We start from the raw sequence: 12,101 nt of genomic DNA on the forward strand, positions 1-12,101 counted from the left end.
TCATGCCGATCCGCGTCCTGCTCGCCGACGACCAGGCCCTGCTCCGGGGCACCTTCCGGCTCCTGATCAACGCGCAGCCCGACATGAACGTCGTCGCGGAGGCATCCCACGGGCGGGAAGCGGCCCGGCTGGCCCGGTCCGAGCGCGCCGACATCGTGGTCATGGACATCCGGATGCCCGAGGTCGACGGCATCGAGGCCACGCGGCTGATCGCCCAGGACGAGGATCTGGCCGGAGTCAAGGTCCTCGTCCTGACCACCTTCGAGGAGGACGACCTGGTCATCGAGGCCCTCCGGGCCGGCGCGAGCGGCTTCCTGGGCAAGGGGGTCGAACCGGCCCAACTGCTCGACGCCGTCCGGCTGGTGGCTGCCGGAGAGGCACTGCTCTCCCCGGCAGCCACCAAGGGCCTCATCGCCCGCGTCCTCGCCCACCCCTCCCCCGGCGACCTCGTCGACGCCAAGCGACTGGCCACCCTGACTCCCCGGGAACGTGAGGTGATCACGCTGGTGGGCACCGGCCTGGCCAACGACGAGATCGCCGAGCGCCTCTTCGTCGCCCCGGTCACCGTCAAGACTCACGCCAACCGGGCGATGGCCAAACTGGCCGCCCGCGACCGGGCCCAACTCGTCGTCATCGCCTACGAGACCGGCCTGGTACGCGCGGGAGAACGTAAAGGCTGAGGCACCGGCCCGGCCGTCTCCCCCGCGGGACGGTGGGCAGCCCGGGGCCTGTAATCGGTCACAGCCACGGCCGACGACCGATGGTCTTCACCTGTTTTCGTAGGGATCGAGGCACAGAGATTGACAGATGAGAGTCCCGCCGCGACTCTTTCTGTTATTCGCGAGGTGTGGGAGCGTTCCCAGTCACGAGCCGCACAACGCCTGGATCGCATGCATCGCCCCCGCCGCCTCGGGCCCTTGTTCCTCCGCATCACTGGTGACAGGAGGCATCTCGATGGGCACGACGTTTTACCTGACCGGCAGGACTCCTGGAGCCTCGCCGTCCTCCGGCCGGACTCGCGGTTCCGGAGCGTGGCCGACTACCGGACACGCACTCCGTCGACGTACACGGCCGACTCCTGGAAGCCCTTCGCCAAGGCGTTGACGGCTGCGGCCGGTGTCGCCGACGACGCCTCGGCCACCTCGTCGGAGGTCGCCGCCGCGAAGACGAAACGATCCGGCCGGCCGGCGGCAACGGACGCCTGTTCGTCGACGGCCTCGGACTCGTCAGGACCTCCATCGGCACATCACCGTCGTCCGGGCAACGGCAGGAGGCAGCGCTCGCGCCCGGCCCCCACACCAACCGGTTGAACAGGAGGAAGGCATGAGCACCAATCGTCCGGCCCATGTCGCAGCGGGCGTGACGACCGTGGCCACCGTGGTCTGCGCCGCCCTGCTCATGGTGCCCGCTCCGGCCCGTGCGACCTACGGAACCGCGGACATCAAGCCGATCGAGAGCAACATCGCTGCCAAGGAGTGGGCCTCGGCGACAGCCGGCAACGGCTCGTCGAACGCCGGACTTGCCATCGACGGTGACCCGGCGACGTCCTGGTACCCCGGTCGTGGCGGCGCGCGGCAGTGGCTCACCGTCGACCTCGGCGGGCGCTACGACAACCTGCGTAAAGTCAAAGTGGCGTTCCCGGACCGTGGCGTGGCCTACCGGTACGTCGTCGAGGTCTCATCCGACGGTCGCCGGTGGAAGACCATCGCCGACCAGTCCCGCAACCGGACCATGGCGCGCGGGGCGGTCCACCTGTTCACCCGGCCGGGGACGCGCTTCGTCCGACTGACCTTCACCGGTGCACCGGGCCGCGCCAGAGCTGGTGTCAGCGAGCTCCAGGTCTTCAACTACCTCCGCGACGACCTCACGCTCGGCGCCGATCTGTCCTGGATGGACGATGTCCAGGACCGGCAGTACTGGGTCGACCCCCTGGCCGCGGAACGGGGCGCCGGGCCCCATCTGCTCGACGTGGCCGAGGACCGCGGCATGCGGCACACCCGGCTGCGGATCTGGAACGAGCCGCGCGACGAGAGCACCGGTCGGCCGACGCCGATTCCGCGTCAGGGCCCGGAGCGCTCACTGGTCTCGGCCAAGCAGATCAAGCAGCGGGGCATGGGCCTGGGGATCGACTTCCACTACGCGGACTCATGGGCCGACCCAAGCAAGCAGCCCAAACCGCGTGCCTGGGCCGAGCTGGAGTTCGCGGACCTGTCCCAGGCCGTGTACGACTTCACGGCCGACTATCTGAAGCGGTTGATCCGGCAGGGCACCGCGCCGGAGAAGGTGGCCATCGGCAACGAGATCATCAACGGCTTCCTGTACGGCAGCGAGGCGGCGCACATCGGCACGACGAGTCCGCCGTACTTCGTCGACCAGGCCGATGTCTACCAGTCGCAGCCCGGCGGTGGCCTGCTCTGGCGGTACTGGCAGTCGACCGACCCGGCGGAGCGGCAGCTCTACGACCAGGCGTGGGACCGGTTCACCACGCTGGCAGCGGCCGGGATCAAGGCCGTCCGCGACGCGTCACCGGCGTCCGAGGTCGAGATCCACGTGATCGTCGGCAAGGACAGACTCGCCAAGACCATGGAGTTCTGGCACCAGTTCCTCAGCCGGGTGAAGGCCAAGGGCCAGAACCCTGATGTGCTGGCCCTGTCCTACTACCCGGAGTGGCACGGCTCGCCCGAGGCGCTGGAACACAACCTGAACACCATGGCCACCACCTTTCCCGGCTACGAGATCGACATCGCCGAGACCGCCTACCCCGCCTCGGGCGGCGACGGCTCACCGCTGCCCAATTCGCCCTTCCCGCGGACGATTCAGGGCCAGGCCGATGCCGTCCAAAGGGTCTTCCAGGCCGCCAACGACGTGGTCGACAACCGAGGTTCTGGGGTGCTGGTGTGGGAGCCGGGCGGCTATCAGCCGATGTTCCGGGCCGTGCCCGGACTGGCGAACACCTGGGAGCCGCACGCCTCCATCGACGTCTTCAACGCCAGCCGCGCCCAGCACATCCTCCAGGACACCGTCCACACCACCGCCGTGGTGGGAACAGCCCCGAAGCTGCCGCCCTCCGTCCGCAGGCTCAGCACCGCCGACGACACGATCGGCGATGTCCCCGTCCGCTGGCAGCCGTTGCCACCGGGCGCGACCGACAGGCCGGGCGAGGTGACGGTCACCGGGACGACCGGCTCAGGACCGGTCACCGCGGTCATCGACGTCGTTCCCGGGCGCGGCGAACACGACGTGACCACGCCATAGCCCGGCGGTCCGCGGCGACGTCCGGGAGATCCGGCCGCCTGCGCCCCGGACCGCCCCACCAGTAACTCCCCCCATCCCCCCACCCCCTGCACCCAAGGAGTCATCCATGAGCATGCGACGACGGACCTTCCTCGGCTTGAGCGCGGCGGGAGCGACGGGCGCAGGTCTGTCCCTGCTCGGCGCGGGACCGGCACCCGCCGCCGGGCCGCTGGGCACGGCGCCCACCACGCCGTTCGCGGTCGGCGTGCGCCGCTACAACTGGACCCGGGGCAGCCGCCCGTGCACCACCTACGTCTACTACCCGGCCACCGGCACCGCGGGAGGGAACCCGGTGCCGGACGCCCCGGTCGCCGGCGGAATCTTCCCCCTCTACAACATGACCCACGGCCTCGGAAGCAGCCCGCAGAACTCCCTGTTCATCATCCGGGCCCTGGCCTCGGCGGGCTTCGTCGTCCCCGCCCCGCACTTCAACCACAACTTCAACGACGTCAACAACGGCAACACCTGCAGGGACGTCTCGCAGATCATCACCAACACCCTCGCGCTCAACGCGAGCGGACCGCTGGCCGGGCACATCAACACCGGCATCGGCGTCGGTGTCGCGGGTCATTCCCTGGGCGGCATGGTCACCCACGGTCTGCTGACCTCCTGGCCCGACAGCAGGATCGTCTCCGCTAATCCCCAGTCGTGCGTGGACATGGGCAACCCGTCCGGCTCGGTCTCGGCCAAGGTCCTGTTCGTGCACGGCGACCGGGACTCGACCACGAAGTACTCCTCGGCCCGGCAGGCGTACGCGGAGATGAACTGGCCCAAGGCGTTCCTCACCTTCGTCGGCGGCAGCCACACCAGCTTCTGGAGCGACCAGCGCTTCCCGAGGACCGTCGTCGACTGGGCCCGCTGGACCATGTACGGCGACACCGCCGCCCGGGACCGCCTCCCGGCTGACGCGTCCGGGTCCAACACCAGGTGGGAAGCCCGGCTGGGCGCCTCGCCCGGTGCCCCGGGCGCCTCCGTCCTGCCTGCCCGGCACGGCGGCAAGGCCGCCGAGATCCACAACGCCTCCACCGCCGCCGGCGCCCGCCGCCGCGCCTGACCGGCGCGTGTCGGGGTACCGCTCGGACAGCGGGGCGGGCGGTACCCCGGCGTGAGGGGGCGAAGATCTCCTGGAGGTCGACCGGATACAGTGCGCGAGACGGCGACCCGCTGAGGGAGGAGAGCCGTGACCGACACCAGCGACACCCGGCCCACCGAGGGCGCGGCACCAGCGCCGCGGCGGAGCCGGCTGTACGTCGTAATGCGCTTCCTCCCCCTGGTCGCCCCCGTTCTGCTGTGGGCCGTGCCCTGCTGGGTGCTCCTGCACGGCGGCCAGCACTGGCCACCGCCCGTCACGCTGCTCGGCACCGCCCTGTTCGCCCTCGGCCTCGTCTGCATGCCGCTCGCGATGGCGCGCGGCCACGGCCGGCGCCAGCAGGACCGGGCGGCGATCATCGGTGACACGCTGCTGGGCATCAGCTGGGTCCTGTTCACCTGGTCCGCTCTGCTCGGCGTCCTGTTGCGGCTCGCCCTGACCGTGTTCGATGTCGGCGAGAGCCAGGACCGCGCCCGCATCGTGACCTGGACCGTCCTCGGCGTCGCCGCCGTCCTGCTCGTCTGGGGATACGCCGAGGCCCGCCGTGTGCCGCGCGTGCGCCGACTCGACGTGCGACTTCCCCGGCTGGGCCCCGGGTTGGACGGGTTGCGTGTCGTCCTCGTCACCGACACCCACTACGGCCCGCTCGATCGCGCCCGCTGGTCGGCGAGGGTGTGCGAGACGGTGAACACGCTGGATGCCGATCTGGTCTGCCACACCGGCGACATCGCGGACGGCACGGCCGCACGCCGCCGCGCCCAGGCCACGCCCCTCAGCACTGTGCGAGCCACCCGGGCCCGGGTCTACGTCACCGGCAACCACGAGTACTACAGCGAGGCCCAGGGCTGGGTCGATCTGATGGGCGAACTGGGCTGGGAGCCGCTGCGCAACCGCCATCTGCTGCTCGAACGCGACGGTGACACCCTCGTGGTCGCCGGCGTGGACGACGTCACCGCCGAGTCCTCCGGCCTGGCGGGCCACCGCGCCCATCTCGCCGGAGCCCTGGACGGCGCAGACCCGGACCTGCCCGTCCTGCTCCTGGCACACCAGCCCAAGTTCGTCGACCGGGCGGCAGCCGCCGGCATCGACCTCCAGCTCTCCGGCCACACCCACGGCGGCCAGATCTGGCCGTTCCACCACCTCGTCCGCATCGACCAGCCCGCCCTCGCCGGCCTCAGCCGCCACGGCTCCCGCACCCTCCTCTACACCAGCCGCGGCACCGGCTTCTGGGGCCCGCCGTTCCGCGTCTTCGCCCCGAGCGAGATCACCCTGCTGGTGCTCCGCAGCACGCACCGGCCCACCGCGTCAGAGCACTGACTGCCGCCGTACCGGCCCACCGCCTGACAGCGCTGACTGCCGCCGTACCGGCCCACCGCCTGACAGTGCTGACTGCCGCCGTACCGGCCCACCTCGTCACAGCGCCGACGCCCCGCCGCGCCGGGCGGGGAGGCGCGCCGACGCGCTCACCACGCCACGGACTTGCTCCGGCAAACAGTTACCCGACCGTAACTTGGAGAGGTGTTACCAGTGGTAACTACCGGTGCTAGTTTTTCGCGCAATCAGGCACCGCAGCAGCACGAGGAGTGAGCCGTGAGCCGATACCGAAGCCGTGCGCGTTCCACCTCCCACCGTCTTGCCGCCACCGCGCTCGCCACTGTGGCCTGCGTCTGCGCCGGCGCGACCACGGCCGACGCCTCCGCGACCGACACCGGACCCGTCGTGTCCCGGGGGGTCGCCATTCCGGCCTTCTACACCCCGCCCACTCAACTGCCCGCCGCCAACGGTGCGTTGATCCGGCAGGAGCCCCTCCCCCTGGGGCTGTCGCTGCCCGGTCTCGACGGCCGCCCATTGCCGGGCACCGCCACCCGGCTGATGTACAAGTCCACCGACTCCGCCGGCCGAGCCGTCGCGGTCACCGGCGCCTACATCGAGCCGTCGGCGAAGTGGCAGGGCGACGGACCCCGCCCGCTGGTGGCAGTGGCCTCGGGGACCATGGGCCAGGGCGACCAGTGCGCGCCCTCGTTCGCCCTGCAACACCCCCTCACGGTGAACGGGCAGACCCTGTCCGTCGCCTACGACAACCTGGCGATCTACCGTCTCCTCGCCACCGGAGCGGCCGTCGTCGTCACCGACTACGTCGGCCTGGGCGCCACCGACCGTCTGCACACCTATGTCAACCGCCTGGACGAGGGGCACGCGGTGCTGGACGCCGTGCGCGCGGCGCGCGCCCTGCCCGGCACGTCCCTCACCTCCGGCTCCCGCGTCGGCCTGTACGGATACAGCGAGGGCGGCGGTGCCAGCGCCTCCGCGGCCGAACTCCAGCCCACGTACGCGCCCGACGTCCACCTGGCCGGCACCTACGCGGGCGCGCCGCCCGCCGACCTGACCGCCGTCATGAAGGGGATCGACGGGAGCGCCCTGGCCGCCGCCCTGGGCTGGGCGATCAACGGCTTCGTCCAGGCGTACCCCGACATGCGGGACGTCGCCGAGGCGAATCTCAACGACGCCGGGCGCAAGGCCCTCGCGGACGCCTCGACCATGTGCGTCGGCGAGGCAGTCATCCGCTACGGCTTCGCCCGGAGCAGCGCGTGGACGACCAGCGGCAAGTCCGTCGCCGAGGTCATCGCCGACGAACCGCGCGCCCGGGCGGTCCTCGACGAGCAGCGCATCGGGACGCTCAGGCCGGGCGGTCCTGTCCGGGTGAGCACCGGCATCCAGGACGACATCGTTCCGCACGCCCAGGCCCGTCAACTGGCCGTGGACTGGTGCCGCGAGGGCGGCGAGGTCACCTACAAGGCAGTCGACCTGCCCAACCTCGGGGACAGGATCCTCACCAACCACCTCGCTCCCCTCATCGCCGACCAGGAAGCGGCGATCTCCTGGCTCACCGACCGCCTGGAGGGCAAGCCGGCCGCGTCCAACTGCTGGACGATGCCGTTCCAGCGCTGACCGGGACCGGGCCATCCGGCGGCCCGCCCCTCCCCGCCCCCTTCACCGCACCGGCCGTGAGTTCACCGAGAATGGCGCGGCGGCATCCGCAGCGCCATGGACTCGCCTGCCCCGGCATCCCGGGGACCACTGGCTCGACCGCGCCCTTCTAGACTGGCCCATTGGTACTGCCGGAGCGGCTGGGGAGCCCCCTCGGCAGAGCCAGTGGACGAGGAGGACGTGCCATGGCCGTGGACGAGCTCGACACCCGCATCCTGCGGTTGCTGCTGGAACAGCCGCGCACGAGTGTGCGCGAGTACGCCCGGGTCCTGGGGGTCGCCCGCGGCACCCTCCAGGCCCGGCTCGACCGGCTGGAGCGTGACGGTGTGATCACCGGCACGGCACCGGCCCTCTCCTCCGCCGCGCTCGGGCACCCGGTGCTCGCGTTCGTGCACATCGAGGTCACCCAGGGCCATCTCGACGAGGTGGGCGACGCGCTGGCGGCGGTGCCGGAGATCGTCGAGGCGTTCTCGATCACGGGTGGCGGGGATCTGCTGGCCCGGGTGGTGGCCCGGGACAACGCGCACCTGGAGGACGTCGTGCAGAAACTGATCAGCATGCCGGGGGTGGTGCGCACCCGTACCGAGGTCGCCCTGCGCGAACGGGTCTCCCACCGGATGCTGCCGCTGGTGGAGTCGATCGGGCGGTCGGCCCGCGGATGACCTTTGAGAGCATGGCGCCATGAGCAGGCTCCGCGGAACATCGGTCATCTTCGACCTCGACGGAACGCTCGTGGACAGCGAGCCGAACTACTACGAGGCAGGCCGGCAGACGCTCGCGGCATACGGCGTCCATGACTTCACCTGGGCGGATCACGAGCGGTACGTCGGCATCAGCACGCAGGAGACGGTCGCGGACTGGAAGGAGCGCTACCGGCTGCCCGCCTCGGTGGACGAACTGCTCGCCGCCAAGAACCGCCGCTATCTGGAACTGGCCCGAGGCGGCACCCGTGCCTACCCGCAGATGCGCGCCTTCGTCGAGCTGCTCGCGGCCGAGGGGGTGCCCTTGGCCGTGGCCTCGGGATCGTCGCCGCAGGCCATCGCGGCGGTGCTGACCGGGACCGGGCTGGACGCGCATCTGCGCACGGTGGTCTCCGCCGACGAGGTCGCGCACGGCAAACCGGCTCCGGACGTCTTCCTCGAGGCGGCCCGCAGGCTGGGGGCCGCCCCGTCCGACTGCGTCGTCCTGGAGGACGCGGCCCCGGGCGCCGCCGCGGCGCACGCGGCCGGCATGCGGTGCATCGCGATCCCGTACGTCCCGGCCCAGGCGGGCGCACCGGAGTTCGCCACCGCGGACCTTCTCCTGCCGGGCGGCCACGAGGAGTTCACGGCGCGCTCCGCGTTCGACTGGCTCGCCGCCGGCCCGGCCGGGCCGGCCTGAACTCGCGTCTCCCCACTCGTATCGGCACCGGACCTGTTGCCCACGATCACCGGCAAGGCCGAACACCTCGCGCCGGCCAGGCTGTTCGGCCTGGACCGGCTGACCGACGCGTGCGCCGCGAACACCGAAACGGGGACAAGGTGGTGAGCACGGCGGCCGCGGCCTCGCACCGGCCCTGAACCTTCCAAATTTTTCGCGGCAGCGGTGATTGTTTCGCCCCTGCCATACGTACCTCCTGGTGTTGGGCCGTTCATATCCCAGGAGGCACGATGCGCATCTCGCGCAGCACGGCAGGAACCGCGTTCGTGGGCGGTGCGATGATCCTTACGCTCACCGCGCTCGCCTATCCCAGCATGCTGGGCGTGCAGAACGCGGCTTCCGGCCAGGACCGCATCATCGCCAACACTCAGTGGGGCCCGCTGAGCGAGGCGGACCGCGACTTCGTGGTCCGCGTGCGCGCGGCCGGCCTCTGGGAGTACCCGCTGGGACAACTGGCGATGCAGCGGGGCACGACGCCGGCGATGAAGGAAGTGGCCAAGCACCTGCTCGTGGGGCACGGCCGGCTCGACGCGTCCTGCCGCAAGGTCTCCACGGACCTGGGCATCACCCTGCCGAACGAGCCGTCTCCGCAGCAGCAGCAGTTCGTGGCGACGGCGGAAGGCAGCTCCGGCAAGGAGTTCGACTCCACGGCCGTGACCATCATGCGCGTCGCGCACGGAGGTATCTTCCCGACGATCGCCAAGATCCGGGCGACCACCCGGAACAGCCTGGTGCGGGAGCTGGCCGACCAGACCAACGACACCGTGCTCGACCACATCACGGTCCTGGAGAAGACCGGTCTGATCAATCACGAGCAGGTGGCCTTCCAGATCACCGCCCCGCCCAAGCTGCCCCAGGATCAGACGACGCCGCCGCCTCCGCAGCCGGGTTCGCCGGTCCGGGTGCTGCCGATCCCCGAAGACCTGAAGGATCTGCAGACGGTCGCTCCCAATCCGTCCTTCGGCGCGCCGTCTCCGTCTGCGGGCTGAGCGAAGGCGGCGGGCGCCGGGCGGAAGGCCACGGGCGTCGGGCAGAGGGTCAGGGGAACCGGCCGGGAGGTCAGGGGCGCCGGGCGGAGGTCCAGTGGCATCGGCCGGAAGGTCAGGGGCGCCGGGCGGAAGGCCACGGGCGTCGGGCAGACGGCCGGGGAGATCGGCCGGAAGACCAGGGGCGTCGGGCGGAGGGCCAGGGCCTGAAGGCCCGCGCGGCGGGCGGGTGAGCGTCCTCGCTGTCGGCCGTCCGCCCCGCGCCGGGGCGAGTGGGACCGGTTCTAGGACCGTCGGCGGGGCCTGCCCCGCTTGCCGCCCTTGGCGGTGGCGCCCGAGCCGCCCGTGCGCCGGTTCGCGCCCTGCTGCTTGGCCCCCGCCGGCTTCTTCCGGGCTCCGCCCTTCTCCGTGCGCCCGGACTTCTCCGTGCGCCCGGACTTCTCCCGCTCGGGAGGCTGCGGGCGGCCCCGCGTGCTGTTGACCGTGCGGCCGCGGACGATGCCGATGAAGTCCTCGACCTGGTCCGTCTTGGCGTCCTCGGGCCAGGCGAGGACCACGCTCGACTCGGGGGCGTCCCGCAGCGGCCGGTGCGTGAGGTCCTTGCGGTGGTGCAGGCGGGCCAGCGACAGCGGGACGACGAGCACGCCGATGCCGGCCGCGACCAGTTCGACGGCGTCGGCCGTGGTGGCGGGACGTTCGAACGCGGGCCGCCCGGGCAGGGTCTCCCAGTCGAGGACGTCGTCGAGGGGGTGCAGCACGATGTCGTCGGCCAGATCCTCCGGCGCCACCTCGTCGACGGCCGTGACCAGGTGGTCCTTGGGCACCACCACGACGGTCTGCTCGGTGTAGAGGGCGATGGCGCTGAAGACCGTACGGTCCACGGGCGTACGGACGAGGCCCGCGTCGGCGTCCCCGCCCAGCAGCCGCCCGGCCGCCGCTTCCGCGGGCACTTGCGTGAGAATCAGCGGGACATCGGGCTGCCGCTCGTTCCAGACGCGCACCCATTTGTCGGGCATCACCCCGGGGACGTAGGCGAGCCGGAACGAGGGGGTTGCATCCGAGCCTGTCACCTCGCCAGGTTACCGGCCGTGGTCGGGGGGCGTGCACACGCTCGATACGCTGGACGGCATGACGTCGCACCAGAGCACCCAGACGATGAAGCCCGCCACCGCGGCGAAGAAGCTGGGTGTGTACCTCGAGGCCACACCCGCCGAGTTCCGTGAGGGTGTCGTCTCGCGCGCCGAGCTGAACGAGCTCCAGGCGAACCCGCCGCAGTGGCTGAAGGACCTGCGGCTCAACGGCCCGCATCCCCGGCCCGTGGTCGCGGCCAGGCTCGGGGTCTCCATCGCGGGGCTTGCCCGCGCGGGCGTCACCGAGCCCCTCACCACCGAGCAGATCGAGGCGCTGAAGAAGGAAGCCCCCGAGTGGCTCGAGCGGGAGCGCGCCACGCAGGCGGAGGTCCGCAAGGAAGCCGCCCGGATCAAGAAGAAGAACACCGAACGCCAGAGCTGACCTCCCCTTCCGTCATTTTCGGACGGCCCCCACCGGATGACCCGGTGGGGGCCGTCCCTGTTTGCAGGGGCTTTCAGGGCCTCGTGTGGCCTCGGTGAAACGGAACGGCCACCTGCGGCTCCGGTTCCGGCAGCGCCCGGGCCGGCGAAACGACACCGCGCTGATGGGCAGCTACCAGGCCCAGGGCCTGCTCAAGCCGGTCACTCCGGCCTCCATCGCCGGCCATGACGAGATCACCGTCAAGTCCTGGTCCTCCACGGTGGGCCGCGACGGCAGGCACTACGGCATCCCGCCTCCCGTCGGGCCATGACCCTGTTCGTCCGCTAGGACTGGCGCGAGAAGCTCGGCCTGCCGCGGCCGAGGACCTGGCAGGACACCCTCGCCCTAGCCAAGGCCTTCGCCACCCGCGATCCGGACGGCGACGGCAGGAAGGACACCCACGGGATGGTCGTCCCGGGCAGCGCCCAGAACGGCTACGTGGCCTGGTGGGGAGCCAGTCACCTGCGGCAGGGCGGGGTCCGGATCCTTCAGAAGGAGGGGTCGGGCTATCGGCCCGCCATGGACTCGCCGGCCGCCCTGCGCACCGTCACCTGGTTGAAGGAGAACCTCTTCTGCGGAGACAACGGTGTCATCCAGCCCGGCGCCCTGACCTCCGTCACCGCGAACACCACCAACTTCCAGGACGGCAACGCCGGGATGTACCTCACCGGCCCCTACAACATCTCCACGTTCGACAAGGCGCTCGGCAAGGAAACGTGACCCGCGTGCGCCCCTCGCTCGGGAGGGGCGCACGCCCACGTTGGTGGCCGCCT

General features: G+C 71.3%; 12 protein-coding genes. 11 read left to right on the top strand and 1 reads right to left on the bottom strand.

Going from position 1 to position 12,101, the window contains the following annotated elements:
- The first annotated feature begins 2 nt into the window (after positions 1–2).
- From AC0665_RS18675 to AC0665_RS18710, 8 genes are all read left to right on the top strand, one after another.
- Complete coding sequence (locus tag AC0665_RS18675) at positions 3–680, top strand: response regulator (RefSeq protein WP_478705373.1); 678 nt, start codon at positions 3–5, stop codon at positions 678–680.
- A 643-nt stretch (positions 681–1,323) separates the two neighbouring features.
- Entirely contained in the window at positions 1,324–3,255 is a 1,932-nt protein-coding gene (locus tag AC0665_RS18680; protein ID WP_478705374.1) for a glycosyl hydrolase 53 family protein, read from the top strand.
- Positions 3,256–3,361: 106 nt separating this feature from the next.
- A complete protein-coding gene (locus tag AC0665_RS18685) occupies positions 3,362–4,348 on the top strand; it encodes an alpha/beta hydrolase family protein (protein ID WP_478705375.1) in 987 nt (328 codons plus the stop codon).
- Positions 4,349–4,474: 126 nt separating this feature from the next.
- On the top strand, positions 4,475–5,701 hold the full coding sequence (locus AC0665_RS18690) for a metallophosphoesterase (RefSeq protein ID WP_478705376.1): 1,227 nt from the start codon (positions 4,475–4,477) through the stop codon (positions 5,699–5,701).
- 273 nt (positions 5,702–5,974) lie between these two features.
- Positions 5,975–7,333: a lipase family protein gene (locus tag AC0665_RS18695; RefSeq protein ID WP_478705377.1), complete on the top strand. Its 1,359-nt coding sequence runs from the start codon at positions 5,975–5,977 to the stop codon at positions 7,331–7,333.
- Between the two features lie 224 nt (positions 7,334–7,557).
- Positions 7,558–8,034, top strand: coding sequence for an Lrp/AsnC family transcriptional regulator (locus tag AC0665_RS18700; protein WP_478705378.1), 477 nt, complete (start codon positions 7,558–7,560; stop codon positions 8,032–8,034).
- 19 nt (positions 8,035–8,053) lie between these two features.
- Positions 8,054–8,752 (top strand): HAD family hydrolase, encoded by a 699-nt coding sequence (locus AC0665_RS18705; protein ID WP_478705379.1) that lies wholly within the window; start codon positions 8,054–8,056, stop codon positions 8,750–8,752.
- A 269-nt stretch (positions 8,753–9,021) separates the two neighbouring features.
- Positions 9,022–9,780: a DUF4142 domain-containing protein gene (locus tag AC0665_RS18710; protein WP_468405475.1), complete on the top strand. Its 759-nt coding sequence runs from the start codon at positions 9,022–9,024 to the stop codon at positions 9,778–9,780.
- 281 nt (positions 9,781–10,061) lie between these two features.
- Here the strand turns inward: AC0665_RS18710 and AC0665_RS18715 are convergent, their stop codons facing one another.
- The gene (locus AC0665_RS18715; RefSeq protein ID WP_478705380.1) at positions 10,062–10,847 is read right to left on the bottom strand and encodes a LysR substrate-binding domain-containing protein; all 786 of its coding nucleotides are present in this window, start codon (positions 10,845–10,847) and stop codon (positions 10,062–10,064) included.
- Between the two features lie 58 nt (positions 10,848–10,905).
- On the opposite strand from AC0665_RS18715, the gene AC0665_RS18720 reads away from it, so the two are divergent.
- The 3 genes from AC0665_RS18720 (at position 10,906) to AC0665_RS18730 (ending at position 12,048) form a co-directional block, all read left to right on the top strand.
- Positions 10,906–11,289 (top strand): DUF5997 family protein, encoded by a 384-nt coding sequence (locus AC0665_RS18720; RefSeq protein ID WP_468405471.1) that lies wholly within the window; start codon positions 10,906–10,908, stop codon positions 11,287–11,289.
- 163 nt (positions 11,290–11,452) lie between these two features.
- On the top strand, positions 11,453–11,599 hold the full coding sequence (locus AC0665_RS18725; protein WP_478705381.1) for a hypothetical protein: 147 nt from the start codon (positions 11,453–11,455) through the stop codon (positions 11,597–11,599).
- Positions 11,600–11,637: 38 nt separating this feature from the next.
- Positions 11,638–12,048, top strand: coding sequence for a hypothetical protein (locus tag AC0665_RS18730; protein WP_478705495.1), 411 nt, complete (start codon positions 11,638–11,640; stop codon positions 12,046–12,048).
- Positions 12,049–12,101 lie beyond the last annotated feature (53 nt).

This window comes from Streptomyces sp. NPDC043685 (genome assembly GCF_056436585.1).

Coding starts and splice junctions, on each gene's coding strand:
- AC0665_RS18675 (WP_478705373.1), top strand. CDS start 3: ATGCCGATCCGCGTCCTGCTCGCCGACGACCAGGCCCTGCTCCGGGGC.
- AC0665_RS18680 (WP_478705374.1), top strand. CDS start 1,324: ATGAGCACCAATCGTCCGGCCCATGTCGCAGCGGGCGTGACGACCGTG.
- AC0665_RS18685 (WP_478705375.1), top strand. CDS start 3,362: ATGAGCATGCGACGACGGACCTTCCTCGGCTTGAGCGCGGCGGGAGCG.
- AC0665_RS18700 (WP_478705378.1), top strand. CDS start 7,558: ATGGCCGTGGACGAGCTCGACACCCGCATCCTGCGGTTGCTGCTGGAA.
- AC0665_RS18705 (WP_478705379.1), top strand. CDS start 8,054: ATGAGCAGGCTCCGCGGAACATCGGTCATCTTCGACCTCGACGGAACG.
- AC0665_RS18710 (WP_468405475.1), top strand. CDS start 9,022: ATGCGCATCTCGCGCAGCACGGCAGGAACCGCGTTCGTGGGCGGTGCG.
- AC0665_RS18720 (WP_468405471.1), top strand. CDS start 10,906: ATGACGTCGCACCAGAGCACCCAGACGATGAAGCCCGCCACCGCGGCG.
- AC0665_RS18725 (WP_478705381.1), top strand. CDS start 11,453: ATGGGCAGCTACCAGGCCCAGGGCCTGCTCAAGCCGGTCACTCCGGCC.